This window comes from uncultured Erythrobacter sp. (assembly GCF_947502395.1).
Classification (GTDB): Bacteria; Pseudomonadota; Alphaproteobacteria; order Sphingomonadales; family Sphingomonadaceae; genus Erythrobacter.
Genome location: NZ_CANMZM010000002.1, coordinates 318,905 through 338,866 on the forward strand (window position 1 = coordinate 318,905; position 19,962 = coordinate 338,866).

A 19,962-nucleotide genomic window follows, 5' to 3' on the forward strand; every position below is an offset into this window, starting at 1 on the left:
GACCGAGGTTTACGCCTCTCGACCGACCAACGGCATACTTCCGACTACGAACGTGGTTGTGCGTTCAAACGCCGTTAAGTGCATCTGGGGCCTAAACGTGGTCGTAGTTTGAAGAGACCTAGGCGCCGATCCATTCGGATGCCTATGTAGGAAGGAATAAGAGGACGTGAGCAACGTGCGGTATGTATATGGACTGACGAGTGCGCTTCTGGTTGGCGGCGCAGCGGTTTCGCTAATGACTGGCATCCCGGCAGGAGCGCAGGTTGCGCAAAATGACACCAGTGTGATGGACCGCATGGTCCCGGTTGCCGGTGCCCCTGCAAGCTTTGCCGACCTGACCCAGCAGTTGCAGCCCGCTGTGGTCAACATCGCGACGCGCCAATCGGTTGAAGTCAACCGCAACCCATTCGCGGGAACGCCATTCGCTGAGCTATTCAACCGGCGCGGCGGCAATCAACCTCAACGCCGTGAAGCCCAATCGCTAGGCTCAGGTTTCATCATCAGCGCCGATGGCTTTGTGGTTACCAACAATCACGTAGTTGCACCTGATAACCGCGCACGTTTGGAAGAGATCACTGTCACTTTCCCAGATGGCAGTGAGTACGAGGCTGAGCTGGTCGGAGCAGACCCTGATTCGGATCTCGCTGTTCTCAAGATCATGTCGGACAACACCTTCCCCTTCGTGACTTTCGGCGACAGCGCTGAATCACGTGTCGGCGAGTGGGTGGTTGCGATTGGCAATCCCTTTGGCCTTGGAGGCACGGTCACCTCCGGGATCATCTCGGCAGTGTATCGTAACACCGGTCAAGGTGGTGCCTACGACCGCTTTATTCAGACAGATGCCAGCATCAACCGCGGTAACTCGGGCGGCCCGCTGTTCGACATGCGCGGCAATGTGATCGGCATCAACAATGCGATCTTCTCGCCTTCAGGTGGCAGCGTCGGAATTGGCTTTGCAATCCCCAGCGAGATTGCAGCACCTATTGTTGATCAGCTCAAGCAAGGTCAGGAAATCGAACGCGGCTATTTGGGTGTCAGCCTTCAGCCGGTGAACGATGACCTGGCCGATTCTCTCGGAATTGACCGCAATCGCGGTGAACTTGTCCAGATTGTCACCGATGACAGCCCGGCAGAACGTTCAGGCATGCGAGCAGGTGATATTATTGTCGAGATTAACGGCAGTACGGTCACCTCTGATCAGACAGTATCATTCCTGGTCGCCAATATCGATCCAGGGGTGAGCATCCCGGTAACTGTCTTGCGCGAAGGCCGCAGGGTTGAGCTTGAAGCAACCCTCGCACGTCGTCCGAGCGCCGATGAATTGGCGGAACAACAGCAGACATTCGATCCGGATTCGGAAGAACCGATGAACCCTGATCAAATGGACAATCAGATCGCTGAGAAGCTTGGCCTGCAGGTGTTGGAAATGACCCCGCAAATTGCGCGCAGCCTAGGCGTTGATGCCGATACGGTGGGCCTCGTCATTGGTGCCGTTGATCCCAATTCGGACTCGGGTCGCAAAGGCCTTCGCCGCGGTGATGTGATCCTCTCGGCCAATTATCAGACTGTTGGAACAATCGACGCACTGCGCGAACAGATTGCCGCCGCGGAGGCCGATGGCCGCGATGCGGTATTGCTGCGCATCCAGCGCCGTGGTCAGCCTCCGCGCTTCCTTCCCATTCGTCTCGGCGGCAACTAAGCCCGCAGCCAACCTAACGAAAAACCCCCGCAGCCATCTCGGCTAGCGGGGGCTTTTTGTTGGCGTGATCATTTGTGAGATCACCGAAACCGGTATCGCGGTCGCTCGTCAATGCGGACCCTGACGGCGACCAGCTATGACGGCGGATCATCTTCCCGTAAGAAATTCGGGTCCGATACTGACCTTGGCGGCTCCGGCGGAGGCGAGCTGGGCGCTCCGCCTATCGCCTCCTCAAGAAAATCATCAGTAACTGCGGCAGGTGGCTCTTCAACCGGGCCTAGCGGTCGCTCACCTTCGATATCGAACGCTGGGCTCTCTGGGTCGCCGCGACCCGGCTCGATCAGATTACCCTGCTCATCGATGAAGTAATAGTCATCCGGATCGCCAAATAGCGCTTCTTCATCGGGCTCTAGCTGCCATTCGGGCAGGTTCAATTCGATGTCGAATTCCTCCACCGCGCGGTCTTTCACAGCATAGCGCATGTAAGCAGCAAAGGCGCGCGCTGGCGCACGGCCACCTTGAAGCCCTGACACTCTCTTCGCGTCGTCGCGCCCCATCCAAACACCCGTGGTGATACCGCTGGAGAAACCGACAAACCAACCATCCTTGTTGGAGCTGGTGGTGCCGGTTTTGCCCGCCACCGGTCGCCCGATCTGCGCCGCGCGGCCTGTGCCAGTTTGCACGGCAGCTTGCAGTAGATCAGTGATGCCAGCGGCCACATAGTCGGGTACCAGCTTGCTTTCGCGCGGCTTCTTTCGGCTGTAGATGGTTTCGCCATCCGCGGTCACCACTTTGGAAATACCATAAGGCTGCACCGCCATGCCCCTTGCAGAAATCCCGGCGAAAGCTTGCGTCATTTCAAGCAGACGCACTTCGGAGGCACCCAGCACCATGGATGGGAATGTCGAAACGGGCGAGCTGATCCCAAAACGCCGAGCCATCGAAGCGACTGTGCCAAAGCCCACCTCATTGCCAAGCTGCGCCGCGACTGTGTTAATCGAAAAGGCAAAGGAGGTGCGCAGATTGGTCTCGCCTACATTGCGTCCATTGGAATTGCGCGGACTCCACCCATCGATGGTCACCGGCGTGTCGACGACCTTGTCATCGGGCGTGTATCCGGCCTCCAGGGCGGCCAGATAGACGAACAGTTTCCAGGAAGACCCCGGCTGACGCATCGCATCGGTCGCACGGTTGAAATTGCTTTCAACATAGTCGGTGCCGCCTACCAAAGCGAGGATCGCGCCATCGCGATCGAGGCTCACCAACGCCCCTTGCGCACCGTCAGGAGAATTCGCCGCGACGGCAGCGGTCGCGGCGCGCTGCATGCCCACGTCGAGCGTGGTCCATACCTCCAAGGGCGCATTGGTCTCCGGCAGGATCAGGTCGAGCTGCGGCAGCACATAATCAGTGAAATAACGTACCGAGTTTTGCCCCGCCTGTTGCTTCAATTGAACCGCATCGACATCAACCGAAGCCTGATCGGCAGTGATATAGCCTTGCTCACGCATCAATCGCAGCACCACGGCCGCGCGGTCGACTGCGGCTTGCACATCGGCGGTTGGGGAGTAACGGCTTGGTGCCTTCACAAGACCAGCGATGATCGAGGCTTCAGCAACGCTCAGTTCTCTGCCGGGGTGGCTGAAGAACTTGCGGCTCGCGCTGTCGACACCATAGGCACCGCCACCAAAATAGACCTTGTTGAGATAAAGCTCGAGGATCTGCTCTTTGGAAAACTTCCATTCGAGCGCCATCGCGAGGACCGCCTCGCGCGCCTTGCGATCAAAGGTGCGGTTGGAGCTCAAGAACAGATTGCGTGCCAATTGCTGACTAATCGTCGAAGTGCCCCCAACCCGTGAGCGTGCTCCAGTGAACCCTTCGACAATCGCTCCAGTCGTACGCACGGGATCAACGCCAAAGTGCGAGTAAAAACGTTTGTCTTCCACCGCGATCATGGCGTTGCGCATGTTCTGTGGAATATCGTCGTGATCAAGCCATTCACCAAAGCTCGGACCAATCTCTACGATCTCACTACCATCGCGCGAAAGCACCCGGATTGTTTGCCCGGCTTGGCTCGATTTCAGTTGGTAAAAGCTTGGAAGCGTGCGCGCGGCGAATCCCACCGCAAAGGCGAGGAACACAGCACCCAAGAGGGCTCCGAGTGTGCCGAAGATCGCAACTCTCTTGGTCCATTTCCACATTAGTGAGGGGGCTTTCGCAGCAGCCTTCTTCTTTTTCGAAGACGAGTTCTTTGATTTGCCCGATGACGCGCGCTCGGTCGCAGCGCGGCGTGAGCCACGCTTGCCCTTGTTCTGGAGGTTGTCACCTCGATTCGACATTCAGATCTATTGAACCCTTCGCGGCCACCAACCCATTAACTTGCATCTCCTGCATAAAGAACTTGTAACGGCGCGTGAACACAGGCGCGCGGCTCATCCCCATAAGATGGTCGCCTTCTACACCCAATGGTGCAGTTTCACCGCAAAAGAGAGACTGAGTTCAGCCTTCCTCGGGCGCGAACTCGAGTGCAGCAGAGTTGATGCAGTAGCGAAGCCCGCCTTGTTCGGGTGGTCCGTCGGGGAAGACATGACCCAAATGGCCATTGCATTTGCCGCAGCGCACTTCGGTGCGGATCATGCCAAATGAGACATCGCGGTGCTCGTCAATCACATCGGAATCAGCGGGTTTGGTGAAGGCGGGCCAACCGCAACCGCTGTTATACTTGGCAGCGCTGATGAACAGACGCGTGCCGCAAGCTGCGCACATATACTCGCCGTTCTCATAAAACTTGTCGTACTTGCCGGTGAAAGCCCGCTCGGTCCCTGCTTCGCGCAGAACATGGAACTGCTCGGCACTAAGGCGCTCGCGCCATTCCTCTTCGGTTACCGTTCTAGGATCATCGGTCATTAGGGGCCCTCATCTCTGATGAGATAAATATCGGTACACCGAACCCAAGGCGCAAGGCCAAAGAGTCCCGGCTCCTATCCGTCAACCAGTGCGTAATGGGCAGGCGGCGTAATCACATCCATGCGCTCGGTCAGCAGCGGGCGGAAACTTGGTCGGCTTTTGAACACCGAATACCAGCCGCGCGTCTGGTCGTGGCCTTTCCAATCGATCCCGCCAAGGTAATCAGCAACACTGATTTGTGCAGCGGCGGACAAATCGGCCAGACTCATGGTGGAGCCTGCCAGCCAAGGGCGGTTATCAATCAGCCAGTCCATATAGTCCAAATGCCCATGCGCATTCTTCATCGCTTCACGCAGCGCCGAGCTGTTTGGAGGCTGCTTGTAAACCAGGCGCTTGGTCATCCGTTCCAACAGCAAAGGTGCAGTCACATCGGTGTAGAAATTCTCATCGAATAGAGCGACCAGACGGCGTATTTCGGCCCGGTTGGCCGCTGTCCCATTTATCATGGGAGATGTGTCGACTGTCTCTTCGAAATATTCACCAATCGCCCTACTGTCAGCGAGCGTGATGTTCTTTTCCTGATGCACAACAACCGGCGTCGTGCCGGCCGCGTTGAGGTTGTGGAACATCTCGGACGGATTCCAGGGCTCTTCGCGCACCAGATCGTAAGCGATTCCCTTCTCACCCATGAGAAGCCGGATCTTACGAGAAAACGGACATAAAGGGAATTGGTAGAGCTGCCACATCGTGGGCGCAGTCATGCCGCAATCCGCCGTCAAAATCCACAAGGTTGAGGCGCGATTCGCTGCCTATCACCGGGCTTTGGTCGAACTTGCCTCTATAAGCGCAAGACAGGCAGGCATCATCGCTTCAACTGAAACGAAGTTGTCAGCCTGATGTCGCGCTTTTTCCGCCTCGACCAGGCGCGTTACGTCGCTCCGGTCAAGAGTGTAGGCATCGATCAGACGCACCATAGCGGTTAGGAAAAACTCGCGTGCGTTCGCCTCTTCCATATTCGGCCAAGCGGCACCCCGCTCGTCGCCCGCCTCTTGCCATCCTTGGACAATAGCAAAAGCCGTTCCGCAGCGCGGGGCAGTCGTCTGTTCGATGGGAAGATCGGCAAAACTGGTAGGTGCTGCCGGAGCAGGTGTGGCTGACTGAAGCGCGAATGGCGTGATAAGCGCGGCAATGAACGAAAATGTCATGCACGCCCTTTAGCCGACAACTCCTGAACCTGCGACTACCGATTGAGTTGCCTGCCACATTCAACATTACGCCTTGCCGAGCTCTGCAAGGGTTCCTAGGTCTCCTTCGTCCCATCCATGAGAGGAGTACGCATTTCATGCTCAATCACACGATGATCGGTTCGAACGATATCGAAAAATCTAAGTCATTTTATAACGCAGTCCTGAGTGTGCTTGGCGCTAAGGAGCCAATGGTTCATGTCAATGACACTGGGCAAACTCGCTTGTTCTACATGCACAATGGCAGCACGTTCTCAGTCAGCGAGCCAATCAATGGCGAGCCAGCAACGACTGCAAATGGCTTCACTGTTGGTTTTGCCTGCGACTCGCCAGAGCAACTGCAAGAATTCCACGATGCGGCAGTTGCCAATGGCGGCTCAAGTTCAGAAGACCCTCCCGGACTTCGCGAAGGCAGCATGGGTCCCATGTATCTATGCTATTTCACTGATCCCGACGGCCACAAAATCTGCGGTATCCATCGCCCGGGCTAATTCTCAACGATTTAGCTGAAACACGGCATATTCAGCGCGCCAATTGGCTCCCAAGGGGCTGATGGCGCGCTCATTTGCGAAATTCCATTCTCGGGAAATCTTCGCGTTTTTTTCTGCTGCCAAAGCGCGGAAGTCCTCCACCGTAACATGGTGGATATTCTCTGTCTCATACCAGCTCACCGGCAGAGCATTGGTGACAGGCATTTTACCCCCGAACATCAATGCTGCGCGCGTGCCCCAATGGGCAAAGTTTGGGAATGACACAAACGCCACATCCGCAACCCGCAAGAGCTCCCCGAGCACCTGATCCGGGCGATTGGTGGTCTGAAGCGTGCGGCTCAACACAGCAAAGTCGAAGCTTTTGTCGGGGTAATTGGCCAGGTCGGTGTTGGCATCGCCCTGAATTACGGAAAGACCGCGTGCGACGCAGCGCTCTACCTTCACAGGGTCTAGTTCAACTCCGCGCACATCGGCACCATGTTCTGCTGCCAACGCTGCCATCAAGGCGCCATCTCCGCAGCCCACATCGAGCACCCGCGCGCCCTTCTTTTCGCGGCCAATCTGATCGGCAATTGCAGCTAGGTCGAAACGTAACGCGCTCATTCGACAAACCCCCGCACAACACGGTCAAGCTGATCGTGAGGAAGCAAGAAACTGTCGTGCCCTGCGCTTGCACTGAGCTCAACAAAGCTCACCTTGGCGCTGGTTGCGTTGAGAGCATGCACCACGTGTCGGCTTTCAGCGGTCGGATAAAGCCAGTCTGTGTCAAAACTCACCAGGCAGAAACGGGCTGAGGTGCCAGCGAAAGCATCTGCGAGCTTACCGCCATGTTCTTCGGCCAGGTCGAAATAATCCATCGCGCGGGTGATGTAGAGGTAGGAGTTCGCATCAAAGCGCTGGGTAAAACCGCTGCCCTGATAACGAAGGTAGCTTTCAACTTGAAAATCAGCCTCGAAACCGAAACTCTTAGAGTCCCTATCCTGCAAACGGCGACCGAACTTCTCAGTTAGCCCTTCCTCAGAAAGATAGGTGATATGCGCGGCCATTCGGGCCACGGCCAAGCCGTTGTCAGGCTTCGCGTCTCCGCCATAGTAAGCGCCGTCGGCCCAGTTCGGATCGGCCATGATGGCTTGGCGACCAAGCTCATGAAAGGCGATATTCTGGGCCGAATGGCGAGCGGTGGAAGCAAGCACCAGCACGCGTTCTGCACGCTCGGGCCAGTTAGCGGCCAAGCTCAGTGCCTGCATTCCACCCATCGAGCCGCCCACGACCGTATGCAACTTTTCAATGCCCAAACCATCGAGAAGGGCGACGATCCCGCGCATCATATCGCGAATGGTGATAACCGGAAAACGCATTCCATAGGGCTGTCCATCGGGCCCAATCGAAGCAGGACCGGTCGAGCCCATACATGAGCCAATCACATTGGCGCAGATGACATGAAAACGGTCTGTATCGATGGGTTTTCCCGGCCCTACCATGCGCTCCCACCAGCCCGGTTTGCCGGTGATAGGATGGTTGCTCGCGACATATTGGTCACCTGTCAGCGCATGGCACAAAAGGATCGCGTTCGACCTGTCCGCATTGAGCTCACCATAGGTCTCGTAAGCAATCTCAGCAGCCTCAAGCACCTGCCCGCTATCGAGCGGAAGGGGCTCTGGGATTGCAAAAGTTTTCGAGGCAAGCAGGAGGGTCATATTGGCCAGCGACTTGGGGGAGCACTCCATACATGTCAATTGGGCTGTTCTTGAAGGCGCTTAGCCGTTATCGCGCCTCCCGCTATGACAAAGACAGCGACACGGCGTCCAGAACCCAAGCCCTACATCATGGGCATCCATGCCTATGTTCCCGGAAAGTCGAGTGGCAGGGATGGACGCGCGTTGGTGAAGCTGTCGGCAAATGAGAATCCGTTAGGCTCATCGCCAGCCGCATTGGAGGCGCTTGCAAACCCTCGAGGTGCCGAAGCGGGTGCGGCGCCTTATCCAGACCCTGATTCCAAGGATCTGCGCATGGCACTGGCCGAGCTCCACAGTCTCGATCCCGCACGGATTGCATGCGGGACAGGTTCGGATGAATTGCTCAATCTGGCAGCCCAAGCTTTCGCAGGCGCTGGCGACGAAGTGATGTTCTCGCGTCACTCCTTTGCCGTTTATGACATTGCCGCACGCCGGTGCGGCGCGGTGCCGGTAGAGGTCAACGACACAAATTTCACCGCCGATGTCGATGCGCTTTTAGCAGCGGTGACGGAAAGCACCCGCGTCGTATTTCTTGCCAATCCCAACAATCCCACAGGGACTTGGCTGCCGCCGAGCGAAGTCGAGCGCCTACACGCATTGTTGCCCGAAGATGTGCTTCTGGTGATTGATGAAGCCTATGGCGAGTACCTTGCACCAGAGTTCCAGCGTGTCGGCTTTGGCCTGGCTGCGCAGTATGAAAATGTGCTGGTGACGCGAACCTTCTCCAAGATCTACGGGCTCGCCGCCGAACGTATCGGCTGGGCAACCGGCGCGCCGCATGTGATTGACGCAATCAACCGTATTCGGGGTCCGTTCAACGTAACGACCGGCGGTCAGAAAGCCGCGCTGACGGCGGTTGGCGACCAGGACTTCGTCCGCGCCAGCCGCGATCATAACTCGGCCGAGCGAACCAAGTTTGCAGCCGCCATCGCAGCGTTGGGCAATCACGGTCTAACCTGCGTACCAAGCGAAGCTAACTTCCTGCTGGTTCGCTTTGAGGGCGATGTTACAGCGGAGGCCGCGCTCGACGCGCTTGCTGGCGCTGGCTACGCGGTGCGTCACTTGCCCACACAAGGCCTGCCCGATGCGCTGCGTATCACGATTGGCAAGTCGGAGGATATGGAACAGGTTATTGCGACCCTCCGGACCCTGTGCGGAGAAGCATCATGAGTTTCGAGCGCGTTGCAATTATCGGGCTGGGCCTCCTAGGCGGTTCGGTCGGATTGGCGATCGAGGAGCAATTGCCTAAAATCGCGACCAGAGGGTATGACCGCGATGAACAAGTGCGCATCCGCGCCGCAGCACGAGGGCTGGTCGGCGAGGTGTGCGGCAATGCTCAAGACGCATTGGCCGATGCCGATCTAGTCATTCTCTGCGTGCCCGTCGGCGCGATGGAAGCCACCGCGAACGAACTTGCTCCGCATTTGAAGCGCGGCGCGATCATCTCGGACGTGGGCTCGTCGAAGGAAAGTGTTGCGAAGGCACTCGCCAAAGCGCTTCCTGGACATATTGTCATCCCTGCGCACCCCGTAGCGGGCACCGAGCAAAGCGGGCCGGAAGCTGGCTTTGCCTCGCTCTTTGTCAATCGCTGGTGCATTCTGACGCCGCCCGAAGGTGTTGATCAGGCAGCCGTTGAAGCGCTTTCGGATTTTTGGACCAAGCTCGGCGCAATGGTTGAGATTATGGATGCCGAGCATCACGATTTGGTGCTCGCAGTCACCAGCCACATTCCGCACCTTATCGCCTACACGATCGTGGGCACGGCGAGCGACCTGGAAGAAGTGACGCGCTCTGAAGTGATCAAATATTCCGCCGGGGGTTTCCGGGACTTCACCCGGATTGCCGCCTCTGACCCCGTCATGTGGCGCGATGTATTCCTGAATAACAAGGGCGCTGTGTTGGAGGTTCTGGGGCGCTTTACCGAGGACCTAACCGCCCTTCAGCGTGCGATCCGCTCAGGCGATGGCGACACCTTGCACAACCTCTTCTCCCGCACCCGCGCGATCCGGCGTCAGGTGATCGAAGAAGGTCAGGATGACGGCCGTCCAGACTTTGGGCGCAAAGATCACATTTGATGGATTCACACGCTCGCTTGAAGTGAACTTGACGGCACGCTCTCGCCGGTATTCAGCGCATTGATCGCGCGGTGCACACGGCGCTCCATCTCTGCGCGGGGAAGCCCCGCGGGAATGGTTTCACCTACGCGATAGGTGATTGTGCCCGGCAGCTTGATCAGGCGATGGTAAAAGGGCCCACTGTTCACCGCAACCGGGACTACAGGCAAGCCCAGCAACTTATAGATCCCCGCGAAACCAGATTGCAGCGGCGGCTCCTTCCCATGAGGCACGCGGGTGCCTTCAGGAAAGATCACGAGCGGTCGCCCTTCTCCAATCCGCAGCTTGGCCGTTGCGATCATCTCACGCAAAGCTCGTGCCCCTTTGTCTCGGGCAACAGGTACAAGCCCATAGACCTTCGCCGAAAAACCCCAACCGGGTATCCAGAACAACTCACGCTTGGCAAAAACCGTGGGAAAACTGAACAGTCGCGGCATATCAATCGCTTCAAAGAAGCTCTCATGCTTTACAGCAATCAGTACGGGCTCGTCGGGGATAACGCCTTCTTGGACGATTGAGATTCCAAGGATGTTCTCAACACACCAGAAATGCCAGTCACCCCAAATCGCCACAACTCTCTTCAATGCACCGCGTCCAAAAGGGATGGCAAGCACTGATGCGACGACCAGAACTGCGCTGAACCCGTAAAAAAGCGGATAGAAGAAGATGTTGCGAAATAGGGCCAAACGCTCAACTCAATAACCAAAGATCCCAGCTATAAAACTGGCGATTAGCTTGTGATATTCAAGGAAGAGGCTGGCAAGGCTCGGGGCGGACGGAACCGCATCGCGCACAACAGTGACGTTTTCGGGCAACGTTCGGGACAGCTCACCAGCAGCGCGCCGCATATGCCAATCGGTCGTCACAAGGCGCAGTGAGGTGACCTGTTTCTGTTCAACCCATGCAGCGGTTTCTGTGGCATTGCCACGCGTATCGACAGCCATGAAACCAAGGCTGACACAGCAATCCATTTGCGCATCTGGCACTTCGAATTCCGCGGCGAACTCTTCGGGAGTGACTTCCGGATCGACACCGGTGACCAGCATCCGTTCGGCCAGTTCTTGGTCGAGTACTGCCAGACCTTGCGCGATGCGACCAGCGCCGCCCGTGGGCACGATCACAGCATCGGTCTTCTCCGCACCAGCAGGCTGCGGCAGGGCCACGGTGAACCACAAAAAGCCAAGCGCCCAAACCATCAGCGTCGCAGCAGCGAGATAACGAAATGTCTTCATGAGCCTCTACAACATAGACCTTAAAGCATAGCCGATTGTTATACGCCCGGTGATGAGCGCAAGCATAACGCCTCCGACAGGAATGGCGGCAATGATAAGCCAATCAGTGAGCGCCAGCCCGCCGCTGCTCACCATGCCGCTGTCGAGGCTGGCAAACTGCTGTCCCAAAAGCCACAGCGCAGCGAGGCCAACTAGCAGACCGATGACAGCGCCAAAGGCCGCTTCGCGCAAAACAGAACGCTCAAAGATGCGAGTGACTTGCGCGTCAGTCCCACCCAGCAAGTGGACAATCTCCACCGTCTCGCGGTGATTTATGAAGGCATTGCGCGCGGCGAGCCATACAGCGGATGCGGTTGCGATCGACACAAGGGTAATTAGAGCGAGCGCGAGATATTGGAGTGCAGAGAGCGCATCATAGACGGGGCGCAGCCATTGCGATTGCGCATCGACACGCGCCTCGCCACCCAAAGGCTCCAATGCAGTGTCGAGTGCCGATTGCAATTGAGCGAGCTCATCCGTGGATGCGCTGCGCGAGAGCTCAACATCGATCAACGCAGGAATCGGCACATTGTCGCTCGCCACGCTCACACCAAGCCAAGGCTCGAGTAATGCTTGCAGCTCCGTTTCTGGCACGACTCGGACGGAGGTGACTAACGGATGCGCGCCCAATGCGGTTGCTGCTGCCTCAGTCTGCGCGGTGCGATCATCCAAGCCGGCCTCGATAATCTGCACTGTCACAGCATCAGCCAAGTCTGCTCGCGCATTGTCCGCGAGATTGCGTAGCGAGAGCCCACCAGCTGCCGCGATCACAACCAGAGCGATAAGGATAGCGATCACCCAGGGAATCGGCCCGCTGAGGCGCGCAGGAGGTGCCAAGATGGTGGTGACCTCTTTCACAGGACCAAGGCCCAACTCTTGGCCAACCTCTTCGGGGACAGGGGGAGCGCTCACTTGGCTGCTCCAAGACTATCGGTGCGCGAGCCAGTCGCCGCTGGTTTTGACTTGGGCGCGGGCGGATAGCGCAAGGCTCCAGTGGGATCGGACAAGCGCCCTTTGTTGAGCCGCATGATCAGGGAATCTGGCACTTTCTTGAGCAAGTGGACATCGTGGGTCGCAACAATGACTGTCGTTCCCACGCGGTGGTTGAGCGCCTCGAACAGCCGCAACAACTTGAGCGCCATTTCCGGATCGACGTTGCCGGTCGGCTCGTCAGCGATCAGGACCTGGGGACGCGCAATTACCGCTCTGGCAATAGCCACGCGTTGCTGCTCCCCGCCCGACATAGTCTCTGGGATCGCGTGCATACGGTGAGAAAGCCCCACCCATTCAAGCATGTCGCCAACAGATCGCTGCACCTTGGCCTCATCGGTCCCAGCCAGCCGCAAAGGGAGGGCAACATTGTCGAAAGCTGAAAGGTGCTGGACCAGACGGAAGTTCTGAAACACAACGCCAAGGCGCCGCCTGAAATCAGGCAAGCGACCACGAGGCAGGGTGATCATGTCCTTGCCGAACATGCGAATGCTCCCACGCGAAGGCCGCTGAGCCAGATAGAGAAGCTTTAAGAGGCTGGTCTTTCCCGCGCCGCTCGCGCCTGTGAGGAAGTAAAAACTTCCTGGAAACAAAGTGAAGGACACATCCGACAGCACTTCCGCATCGGTGCCATAGCGAAGCCCGACATTGTCGAATTTGACGATTTCAGAGGGCCTCTCGGTCATGACCTTAGATTTATCAGCGTGGGTTAGCTTGGGGAAGCCCGTGCGCGTCGCAAAACCCCGGCATTTCGACCAGTGTCATTCGGAATCGTGCTTCCATGTGGAAAAAGGGCGAGTTTTGCACTGCACTCAGCATCTTGCCCTTGTGCCCCGACGCAGTGTGATTCATGCATTTTTGCGCAATGATCATCTCCTGTCCTGCTTGCGGAACACGCTATGTTGTACCCGAGACAGCCATCGGGCCGGAAGGGCGCACGGTTCGCTGCGCCAAATGCAAGCACAGCTGGTTTCAGGAGCCAGAGCTGCTTGAGCTAGACACCGAGGATGAAAAGCCCGTTGCCGCCGCTACGCCTACTGAAGAGGCAGAGTCGGAAGAGCCGCCACCTCCGTCTCCAGAACCGGCAACTCCGCCTCCTCCACCACCGGTTCCGACCTCGACCGAGACGGCAAATGTCCCTGCACCATCAGTCGATCACTGGCGCAGCGAGGATCGCAATGCGAGTGATGAAGATGAGGGTGCACCGGGAGACGATAGCGCACCGCCCGTCGAAGAAGAGAGTTATTCTGGCTCTAATGATCCATTGGCCAATGCAGACGATGATGATCACTACTACGATCATGCTGACAGCGCATTTGGCAATGACGAATATGAAGAAGAGGCCTCAAGCTTCGAGTATCGCCCACCGTTCACTCGTCGGCGCAATTCACTCAAAATGTGGACACTTGCTGCCGCCGTCTTTGCCCTTTTGGCGACCGGCACCGTCGTTGCGGTAAATTATTACGGCCTGCCTGATTGGGTTCCGATCCAGCGGCCTGAATTCGGGATTGGCAAAGCTGATCTCGAACTCGACTTTCCGGCCGAGCAGCAGCGCAAGGAAGTGCTCGATAGCGGAGAGGAGATTTTCCAGGTCCGAGGCACGATCAACAATGTCGGGCAGGAGACCATGAATGTGCCGAGCCTGCTGATCGTTTTCCGCGACGCGCGCGAGAAGAATGTCTATTCTTGGGTCGTAGTGCCCTCGAAACGTGAATTGGCACCGGGCGAGAGTCTGAACGTAACCGAAGCGATCACCGACATTCCCGCCACTGCGCAAGCAGCCGAAATCGGCTGGTCACCTGCCTGAAACAGCATCAATTCAGCTGAACTCGATCCAAGGCGTGCCTTGGGCGTCGCGGGCACGCTGCATCTCGGGGGCTTTCGGATCGACAGGCTGCCGTACAGCCCTCTCAAAGCTTGAGAATTCAATGCGAACGGGGCGGATCACGCGAGCGCTGGCGCGCACCTGAACAGCCACCGGTCGGGTCCTCGCAGTCGTTGCTTCGACCGCTTGCGGGACGGCGCTTTGCGCGAGGATCAAGAGGGTAGCGGCAAGGCTCATACGCGATGGTTATCGACGCATTCACCATCCTCACAAGTCCGTTAGAAACCGTATCCCAATGCGGGACACCGAGCTCACACAGGCTAATTGCAGTCGTTAAATCGCACCTATGCATCAAAGCTCTTGCACGGGGACCAGCCCCTTGCTAGTGGCGCGCTCCTACCGAGGGCGATGCGTGAAAATCGTGATCCCCTGCTTACCCAGAGTGCGGTCGTGGCGGAACTGGTAGACGCGCAACGTTGAGGTCGTTGTGGGCTAACGCCCGTGGAAGTTCGAGTCTTCTCGACCGCACCAAATTTCCGGACATACACTGTACGAGAGAGCGAGCTATCGTTTGTTTACGCCCTATCTGTATAGCTGTGGACCATGACAGATTCACGCTTCCACCCCTCGGCTGGCGGCTTTGTCCCGCATATGGGCATCACGCTTATCGACGAAGGCGAGGGCTGGCTCGAGGCTAAGATGGTGATCAAACAGCATCACTTGCGTTCAGGAGCGAATGCGCTGCACGCTGCTTCGATGATTGCTTTGGCTGACAGCGTTTGCGGTTTTGCAGCGGGTAATGTCCTTCCCGAAGGGGCCAAGGGCTACACCACGATAGAGTTGAAATCGAACTTCCTCGGTACGGCGAGTGAGGGCACGCTGATTGGCCGCGCGGAAGCCGATCATTTGGGCAGGACAACGCAAGTGTGGAGCTCAACCGTGACCCACAAGGAAACGGGGCGTAAATGCGCATTATTCCGCTGTACTCAGATGATACTGTATTGAGTTTACGAGCTTAGCTTGAGGTGTTCAGTCTTGCGGTAGGCTGATAAACTCGCCCTCGTAAAAGCCGAGTGCCTTTCCGCCAACGTCCGCTGGACCACTGAGCGCGGTCACTTCTCCAAGGATCATAGTATGATCGCCCGCTAGATGGGTTGTGTGCGCGCGGCATTGAAAGGTAGACAGCGCGCCTCTGATGACAGGCAGGCCTTCGCTGTTCAGCTCAAAATCGCCCTCTCGCACCGCGCTATTGCCGCGAGACGCATAGGCCAGGGCCTGCTCGCCCTGCTCAGCGTTGAGGATGCTGATGGTAAATTGTCCCGCTCTCGCAAACAGGTCAAATCGGCCCGAATCGTTGTGAAGGCTCCAGCATACAAGCAAAGGCTCAAGCGAAACTGAGACGAAGGAATTGATCGTCATTGCGGCGATATCACCCCCGTCCGCTTCCAAAGCGACAACGCAAACACCCGTCGGGAAATGGCCCATCGCGTTGCGAAAGTCCGCTGAACTCGGCGGGGTTGGGTTCTGGGGATCGCGCAAAAAAGGGGCTCCGATGCTTGTAGGCGGGGTTTCCCCCAGCGCGAAATGATAAATGCACCCGCGCGTTCGACTGATGCTGTGCAATTGTCAATGCGTACTCGGCGGCCCGGTTCCCATCTCGATAGTAAGCTATGCACAACAGGCCTACGCCGGTCGGCCTATTGCTATTGCGCCAATGGAACTCACATTGAGTTGGAGAATTAGTAAGGTAAGACAAGACCTTTATTCAGGGACATTGTAATGATCGACCGTGTGAGTACGGCCCTCAAAGACTTCCTAAAGCAAGAAAGCGCCGGCGGGATCGTATTGATTGTAGCTGCGGGCCTGGCGCTTTTGATCGCCAACAGTCCGCTGGCTGATGCCTATTTCGGTACGCTTTCGACCAAGCTTAACGTCTCCTTCGGCGATTTTGCGATTAACAAATCGCTGCTCCTGTGGATCAACGATGGCCTGATGGCGATCTTCTTCTTCCTCATCGGATTGGAAGTGAAGCGCGAAATCCTGACGGGTCAGTTGTCCAGCTGGGACAAGGCCTCGCTGCCCTTGGTCGCGGCAGTTGGCGGCATGGCGATTCCGGCGTTGATCTATGTCGGCATCAATTGGAATTCACCTGAAAGCATAAGCGGGTGGGCCATTCCGGCCGCGACTGATATTGCCTTTGCGCTTGGCATCTTGTCGCTGTTGGGGCCGCGCGTGCCGGTCGCGATGAAGGCCTTGTTGCTGGCCATCGCGGTGATCGACGATATTGGCGCAATCACGGTGATCGCTCTGTTCTACACTGGCGAGATCAAGCTCGATATGTTGGGCGGGGGCGCGGCAATGCTGGCGCTGCTGTTCGTGCTGGGACGGCTCAAGATTTCCTCCTCTATTCCCTATGTGCTGCTAACCGTCATCATGTGGGTCTTTGTCCTGAAATCAGGGGTCCATGCCACTTTGGCAGGCGTGACGGCCGCGATGATGGTGCCGGTTGTGGCGCGCGATGGCTCAAAGCTGCTCGAACATATGGAACATGGTCTGCACAAATGGGTAGCCTTCGTGATCATCCCGATCTTCGGCTTTGCCAATGCCGGGGTCAGCCTGTTCGGCCTGTCGCCCGCCGATCTGTTGCAACCACTTCCCTTGGGGATCGCGCTCGGCCTCTTAATCGGCAAGCAGGTCGGCATTGTCGGCTTTGCCTGGGTCGCGGTGAAGGCGGGCTTTGCCAGGCTTCCCGAGGGCGTTAGTTGGCGCAAGATCCATGGGCTTTCTCTGCTTGCCGCGATTGGCTTCACCATGAGCCTGTTCATCGGCAACCTCGCATTTGTCGATCCGGCGCTCATTGACGCGGTCAAGCTGGGCGTGCTTTCCGGGTCACTGGTGGCGGCTTTTGCAGGGTACTTCCTGCTCAAATCAGCGCTTCCTGACGAGGTTCCGAGCAATGATCACTTGCCAAAAGAGGAAGCGGCCGTGCAGAGCGCCTGACGAGATGCTCGATACGAGAGAACCTGACTTGCACCATATCGAGGCTGGCAAGGTTACCCTTGCTTATCACGAATGGTCGGCGAGCGCTGATGCGCCCGTCCTTCTGATCGCTCACGCGACCGGATTCCACGGGCGCTGCTATGATCCCATTGCTGCACAATTCTCCGAACACCGGGTGATCGCGGTTGATATGCACGGCCATGGGGCATCGGGCGGCGATCCATTGCAAGACTGGCAAATCGTGGTTGATGAATTGGTCGTCCTGATTGACCGACTGGGTCTTAAGGGCGCAGTCGGCATGGGCCATTCGATGGGAGGACACGCCATCCTGCGTGCGGCAGCCGCGCGACCAAACACTTTCAAATCGCTCGTTTTGTTCGATCCGGTGGTACTCGACCCCCAGTTTTACGATTTGAAGGTCGCTGGCTTTTCTCAAGACCAGATGCATCCTGCAGCTAAGCGTAAACGGAACTTTGCCTCGATCGAAGAGATGATGACGCGGTTTGAGACGCGCGATCCCTACTGTCTTTTTCGCCGTGATGTGTTTGAAAACTACTGCCGCTTTGGTCTGACACCGCTCGAAGACGGCGGGTTCGAGCTTGCTTGCGCGCCTGAGATGGAAGCGAGCATGTACATGTCGAGCCTTTCAGGAGCACCGGCCTTAGAAGCAGCTGCCTCGTTGCAAGTGCCCACCACGGTGGTTCGCGCAATGCGCACTCAGGCGCGCGACTTTAAGGGCTCGCCAACCTGGCCGGGGCTGGCTGAAAGCATGCCAAACGGAATAGATATGGATCGTTCCGACATGACCCATTTCCACCCGTTCCAAGATCCCGATGACGCAGCCCGCATCGTCCGCGAGGCGATGACGGACTAAGCCGAGCGCGCCGCTTGCAGCAGCGCGCTCAAATCATCGCGCGCCCTGACAAGATCCAAGGGAGAGCTACGGGTCATATTGCGAGCAATGGTTGCTGCAACACCGCCATAGAATTGGGTTAAAGGACCGAACAGGGGATTGTCTGTCGACACGCCTCTGGCAAGCCAGACCGTGATGCCGTGGGCGCGAGAAAGCAGATCGCGAGGAACCTTGCCCGGTGTATGCTCGATAACCACCAAAGCCTGACCCAGCGACGCGACCGCCTCTTCGAGGCAGATGCGGGTCAAATCTTCTCCCGCAGATGCCTCAATCCGCGCGTCCAAGTCCACCCTGCGATAGGCCTTCGCCGCTCCTTCAGAGAATGGCATCATCGTTGCTAATCTCTCTTAGTTTGATTGGTTGAAGGCTTCGATTTGCTGCTCAAGGAAGCTCAGCGTGCTTTGTGATGCGGTCACATTGCTTTGTGCCGCGATAAAGCTGCGGGTGAGGCGGTTGCGCAAGCTCTCCTGATTTTCAGCGACACGGGCAAGGCGCTCATCATTGCGTTCGATCTGCGCTTCATAGCGGGCAATAGAGCCACCCAGCGAGCCCGGATCGGAGAACAATGTGTTGTCGCGGGCCAGCCCGTCGATTGTAGCAAAAACGCCAAACGCCCCGGCAGTAAACATTGCAGCAGCCCCATCAGGAGAAGAGGTCAGCGTTTCATTCAGGCGTGCCGTGTCGAGTTCAAATGTACCGTCTCGCGTTATTGATAAGCCGAGATCGCCCAGCGTTGAGGGCTCGCCATCCTCTGCGCCGGGCATCACCACTTCGTTTGCAAGTGCAGAGAGGTCGGCCCGCAATCCACGCGCACCTGAATCATTGTTGAGTGTGCTTCCCAGGCCAGACGCTTCCTGACTGAGCAAGCTGACCACATCGTTCAACGCCGCGACAAAATCGGTCATCACCGCGCTGATCGCACCATCATTGGTTTCGAAGCTCAAGGTGGTAGGAGTGCCGATATTCGTCTCGTTGAGCGTGAGGCCGATCCCTTCCGGCAGGCCCGTGACCGTGTTGGAGGAGCTCGTCAGCTCAACCGTGTCGAGCCTGAAAACCGCATCCTGGGACGCTTGGCGTAATTCACCTGCATCGCTTGCGGGGTTCCATGCAAGATATGAGAGATCGCCGGGCGTGGCACTGCCGCCAGCGCTGGTGGGTTCGAGTACAAAGCCGTTCGGTGCGCCATCTTTCCCCTTGATCACCAATTGCGCGCCGTTTGAGCCTTCAGCGACATAGGCGAATAGCTTGCCGTCGCTGCCATTGGAGATCTTCGCGGCAAGTGAGTCCAGCGTGTCGTCGGCGGTCACGTCGATCGCGAGAGCCGTCTGTTCGGTGTCTTCAGTAAAGCTTGCTCCGCTGACAGACCCGAAGCGGATATTGAGCGTCCCTTCCCCCACCAAATCGCTGCCCGCCCCATAGCTTTGCAGAGCAAGGGTTTGGCCTTGCGCAAGTTGGCTTACTTCGAGCGAATAGCTTCCTTGTGGCGCAATCCCAGTGGTGGTCGTCACATCAGCCACAGTAGGACTGGCCAGGTTTGGTTGAGGCGAAAGATCGCCATTGCGCACCCGGTCTCCCAAAGCACTCGCCAAATCATTAAGCGAAGAGCGGATCAGCGCAGCCGCCGATATTTGCACTTCGAGCGACGCATTGCGCGATTCAAGATTGGCGCGCCGTGGCTCAAATGAAGCCTCCGACAAATCGTTCGCCAGCTGAATAAAATCAATGCCGCTGCCAGCGCCAAGCGCTGAGATGATGGAGGAGCCTTGGTTTTCCAT

At 57.4% G+C, this 19,962-nt stretch carries 22 protein-coding genes and 1 tRNA gene; 9 read left to right on the top strand and 14 right to left on the bottom strand.

Features of this window, described 5'->3' with window-relative positions; translation table 11 throughout:
- Positions 1 to 166: 166 nt before the first annotated feature.
- Entirely contained in the window at positions 167 to 1,699 is a 1,533-nt protein-coding gene (locus Q0778_RS07780) for a Do family serine endopeptidase (RefSeq protein ID WP_298335262.1), read from the top strand.
- Positions 1,700 to 1,833: 134 nt separating this feature from the next.
- Here Q0778_RS07780 and Q0778_RS07785 read toward each other — a convergent pair whose 3' ends face one another.
- The 4 genes from Q0778_RS07785 to Q0778_RS07800 form a co-directional block, all read right to left on the bottom strand.
- Positions 1,834 to 3,897, bottom strand: coding sequence for a PBP1A family penicillin-binding protein (locus tag Q0778_RS07785; RefSeq protein ID WP_298308248.1), 2,064 nt, complete (start codon positions 3,895 to 3,897; stop codon positions 1,834 to 1,836).
- Between the two features lie 298 nt (positions 3,898 to 4,195).
- Positions 4,196 to 4,603 (bottom strand): peptide-methionine (R)-S-oxide reductase MsrB, encoded by a 408-nt coding sequence (gene msrB / locus Q0778_RS07790; RefSeq protein ID WP_298307718.1) that lies wholly within the window; start codon positions 4,601 to 4,603, stop codon positions 4,196 to 4,198.
- Between the two features lie 74 nt (positions 4,604 to 4,677).
- Complete coding sequence (locus Q0778_RS07795) at positions 4,678 to 5,349, bottom strand: glutathione S-transferase family protein (RefSeq protein WP_298336128.1); 672 nt, start codon at positions 5,347 to 5,349, stop codon at positions 4,678 to 4,680.
- Positions 5,350 to 5,415: 66 nt separating this feature from the next.
- Positions 5,416 to 5,808 (bottom strand): hypothetical protein, encoded by a 393-nt coding sequence (locus Q0778_RS07800; protein WP_298307716.1) that lies wholly within the window; start codon positions 5,806 to 5,808, stop codon positions 5,416 to 5,418.
- Between the two features lie 137 nt (positions 5,809 to 5,945).
- On the opposite strand from Q0778_RS07800, the gene Q0778_RS07805 reads away from it, so the two are divergent.
- Positions 5,946 to 6,338, top strand: a complete 393-nt coding sequence (locus Q0778_RS07805) for a VOC family protein (protein ID WP_298335264.1) — start codon at positions 5,946 to 5,948, stop codon at positions 6,336 to 6,338.
- Between the two features lie 3 nt (positions 6,339 to 6,341).
- Here Q0778_RS07805 and metW read toward each other — a convergent pair whose 3' ends face one another.
- Both metW and Q0778_RS07815 read right to left on the bottom strand, forming a co-directional pair.
- A complete protein-coding gene (gene metW, locus Q0778_RS07810) occupies positions 6,342 to 6,941 on the bottom strand; it encodes a methionine biosynthesis protein MetW (protein ID WP_298307710.1) in 600 nt (199 codons plus the stop codon).
- Positions 6,938 to 8,035 (bottom strand): homoserine O-acetyltransferase, encoded by a 1,098-nt coding sequence (locus Q0778_RS07815; RefSeq protein WP_298307708.1) that lies wholly within the window; start codon positions 8,033 to 8,035, stop codon positions 6,938 to 6,940. Before Q0778_RS07815 ends, metW begins: the two co-directional genes overlap by 4 nt.
- Before the next feature lie 84 nt (positions 8,036 to 8,119).
- On the opposite strand from Q0778_RS07815, the gene hisC reads away from it, so the two are divergent.
- Together hisC and Q0778_RS07825 are read left to right on the top strand one after the other, a co-directional pair.
- The gene (gene hisC / locus Q0778_RS07820; protein WP_298335266.1) at positions 8,120 to 9,244 is read left to right on the top strand and encodes a histidinol-phosphate transaminase; all 1,125 of its coding nucleotides are present in this window, start codon (positions 8,120 to 8,122) and stop codon (positions 9,242 to 9,244) included.
- A complete protein-coding gene (locus tag Q0778_RS07825; RefSeq protein ID WP_298335268.1) occupies positions 9,241 to 10,149 on the top strand; it encodes a prephenate/arogenate dehydrogenase family protein in 909 nt (302 codons plus the stop codon). Before hisC ends, Q0778_RS07825 begins: the two co-directional genes overlap by 4 nt.
- A gap of 5 nt (positions 10,150 to 10,154) precedes the next feature.
- Here the strand turns inward: Q0778_RS07825 and Q0778_RS07830 are convergent, their stop codons facing one another.
- From Q0778_RS07830 to ftsE, 4 genes are read right to left on the bottom strand one after another with little or no spacing between them, the layout of a single operon-like run.
- Positions 10,155 to 10,874 carry a lysophospholipid acyltransferase family protein gene (locus tag Q0778_RS07830; RefSeq protein ID WP_298307700.1) on the bottom strand — a complete coding sequence of 240 codons (720 nt, stop codon included), beginning with the start codon at positions 10,872 to 10,874 and terminating at the stop codon, positions 10,155 to 10,157.
- A 9-nt stretch (positions 10,875 to 10,883) separates the two neighbouring features.
- Positions 10,884 to 11,420, bottom strand: a complete 537-nt coding sequence (locus Q0778_RS07835; RefSeq protein WP_298307697.1) for a YdcF family protein — start codon at positions 11,418 to 11,420, stop codon at positions 10,884 to 10,886.
- Positions 11,421 to 11,426: 6 nt separating this feature from the next.
- Positions 11,427 to 12,371, bottom strand: coding sequence for a cell division protein (locus Q0778_RS07840; protein WP_298335270.1), 945 nt, complete (start codon positions 12,369 to 12,371; stop codon positions 11,427 to 11,429).
- Positions 12,368 to 13,135 (bottom strand): cell division ATP-binding protein FtsE, encoded by a 768-nt coding sequence (ftsE, locus tag Q0778_RS07845; RefSeq protein ID WP_298335272.1) that lies wholly within the window; start codon positions 13,133 to 13,135, stop codon positions 12,368 to 12,370. The genes Q0778_RS07840 and ftsE overlap by 4 nt, the downstream gene beginning before the upstream one ends.
- 164 nt (positions 13,136 to 13,299) lie before the next feature.
- Here ftsE and Q0778_RS07850 point away from each other — a divergent pair, with 164 nt between their 5' ends.
- Positions 13,300 to 14,256, top strand: coding sequence for a zinc-ribbon domain-containing protein (locus tag Q0778_RS07850; protein ID WP_298335274.1), 957 nt, complete (start codon positions 13,300 to 13,302; stop codon positions 14,254 to 14,256).
- A 12-nt stretch (positions 14,257 to 14,268) separates the two neighbouring features.
- Here the strand turns inward: Q0778_RS07850 and Q0778_RS07855 are convergent, their stop codons facing one another.
- The gene (locus Q0778_RS07855) at positions 14,269 to 14,511 is read right to left on the bottom strand and encodes a hypothetical protein (protein WP_298307685.1); all 243 of its coding nucleotides are present in this window, start codon (positions 14,509 to 14,511) and stop codon (positions 14,269 to 14,271) included.
- A gap of 207 nt (positions 14,512 to 14,718) precedes the next feature.
- On the opposite strand from Q0778_RS07855, the gene Q0778_RS07860 reads away from it, so the two are divergent.
- A tRNA-Leu gene (locus Q0778_RS07860) sits at positions 14,719 to 14,805 on the top strand.
- A 72-nt stretch (positions 14,806 to 14,877) separates the two neighbouring features.
- Positions 14,878 to 15,279: a PaaI family thioesterase gene (locus tag Q0778_RS07865; RefSeq protein ID WP_298335276.1), complete on the top strand. Its 402-nt coding sequence runs from the start codon at positions 14,878 to 14,880 to the stop codon at positions 15,277 to 15,279.
- A gap of 24 nt (positions 15,280 to 15,303) precedes the next feature.
- Here the strand turns inward: Q0778_RS07865 and Q0778_RS07870 are convergent, their stop codons facing one another.
- A complete protein-coding gene (locus Q0778_RS07870; protein WP_298307604.1) occupies positions 15,304 to 15,813 on the bottom strand; it encodes a flavin reductase family protein in 510 nt (169 codons plus the stop codon).
- Positions 15,814 to 16,053: 240 nt separating this feature from the next.
- Here Q0778_RS07870 and nhaA point away from each other — a divergent pair, with 240 nt between their 5' ends.
- Both nhaA and Q0778_RS07880 read left to right on the top strand, forming a co-directional pair.
- Positions 16,054 to 17,274 (top strand): Na+/H+ antiporter NhaA, encoded by a 1,221-nt coding sequence (nhaA, locus tag Q0778_RS07875; protein WP_298307601.1) that lies wholly within the window; start codon positions 16,054 to 16,056, stop codon positions 17,272 to 17,274.
- Between the two features lie 4 nt (positions 17,275 to 17,278).
- A complete protein-coding gene (locus Q0778_RS07880; RefSeq protein ID WP_298307598.1) occupies positions 17,279 to 18,148 on the top strand; it encodes an alpha/beta hydrolase in 870 nt (289 codons plus the stop codon).
- Here Q0778_RS07880 and Q0778_RS07885 read toward each other — a convergent pair.
- Both Q0778_RS07885 and fliD read right to left on the bottom strand, forming a co-directional pair.
- Positions 18,145 to 18,519, bottom strand: coding sequence for a hypothetical protein (locus Q0778_RS07885; RefSeq protein ID WP_298335278.1), 375 nt, complete (start codon positions 18,517 to 18,519; stop codon positions 18,145 to 18,147). The genes Q0778_RS07880 and Q0778_RS07885 overlap by 4 nt on opposite strands.
- 15 nt (positions 18,520 to 18,534) lie before the next feature.
- A complete protein-coding gene (fliD, locus tag Q0778_RS07890) occupies positions 18,535 to 19,962 on the bottom strand; it encodes a flagellar filament capping protein FliD (RefSeq protein ID WP_298335280.1) in 1,428 nt (475 codons plus the stop codon).

What these genes read in the sequence shown, in the direction of transcription:
- Q0778_RS07805 (WP_298335264.1), top strand. Translation starts at nt 5,946, where the DNA reads ATGCTCAATCACACGATGATCGGTTCGAACGATATCGAAAAATCTAAG.
- Q0778_RS07815 (WP_298307708.1), bottom strand. Translation starts at nt 8,035, where the DNA reads ATGACCCTCCTGCTTGCCTCGAAAACTTTTGCAATCCCAGAGCCCCTT.
- Q0778_RS07795 (WP_298336128.1), bottom strand. Translation starts at nt 5,349, where the DNA reads ATGTGGCAGCTCTACCAATTCCCTTTATGTCCGTTTTCTCGTAAGATC.
- Q0778_RS07865 (WP_298335276.1), top strand. Translation starts at nt 14,878, where the DNA reads ATGACAGATTCACGCTTCCACCCCTCGGCTGGCGGCTTTGTCCCGCAT.
- Q0778_RS07850 (WP_298335274.1), top strand. Translation starts at nt 13,300, where the DNA reads ATGCATTTTTGCGCAATGATCATCTCCTGTCCTGCTTGCGGAACACGC.
- Q0778_RS07800 (WP_298307716.1), bottom strand. Translation starts at nt 5,808, where the DNA reads ATGACATTTTCGTTCATTGCCGCGCTTATCACGCCATTCGCGCTTCAG.
- msrB (WP_298307718.1), bottom strand. Translation starts at nt 4,603, where the DNA reads ATGACCGATGATCCTAGAACGGTAACCGAAGAGGAATGGCGCGAGCGC.
- ftsE (WP_298335272.1), bottom strand. Translation starts at nt 13,135, where the DNA reads ATGACCGAGAGGCCCTCTGAAATCGTCAAATTCGACAATGTCGGGCTT.
- Q0778_RS07835 (WP_298307697.1), bottom strand. Translation starts at nt 11,420, where the DNA reads ATGAAGACATTTCGTTATCTCGCTGCTGCGACGCTGATGGTTTGGGCG.
- fliD (WP_298335280.1), bottom strand. Translation starts at nt 19,962, where the DNA reads ATGGAAAACCAAGGCTCCTCCATCATCTCAGCGCTTGGCGCTGGCAGC.
- Q0778_RS07885 (WP_298335278.1), bottom strand. Translation starts at nt 18,519, where the DNA reads ATGATGCCATTCTCTGAAGGAGCGGCGAAGGCCTATCGCAGGGTGGAC.
- nhaA (WP_298307601.1), top strand. Translation starts at nt 16,054, where the DNA reads ATGATCGACCGTGTGAGTACGGCCCTCAAAGACTTCCTAAAGCAAGAA.
- hisC (WP_298335266.1), top strand. Translation starts at nt 8,120, where the DNA reads ATGACAAAGACAGCGACACGGCGTCCAGAACCCAAGCCCTACATCATG.
- Q0778_RS07825 (WP_298335268.1), top strand. Translation starts at nt 9,241, where the DNA reads ATGAGTTTCGAGCGCGTTGCAATTATCGGGCTGGGCCTCCTAGGCGGT.
- metW (WP_298307710.1), bottom strand. Translation starts at nt 6,941, where the DNA reads ATGAGCGCGTTACGTTTCGACCTAGCTGCAATTGCCGATCAGATTGGC.
- Q0778_RS07855 (WP_298307685.1), bottom strand. Translation starts at nt 14,511, where the DNA reads ATGAGCCTTGCCGCTACCCTCTTGATCCTCGCGCAAAGCGCCGTCCCG.
- Q0778_RS07785 (WP_298308248.1), bottom strand. Translation starts at nt 3,897, where the DNA reads ATGTGGAAATGGACCAAGAGAGTTGCGATCTTCGGCACACTCGGAGCC.
- Q0778_RS07880 (WP_298307598.1), top strand. Translation starts at nt 17,279, where the DNA reads ATGCTCGATACGAGAGAACCTGACTTGCACCATATCGAGGCTGGCAAG.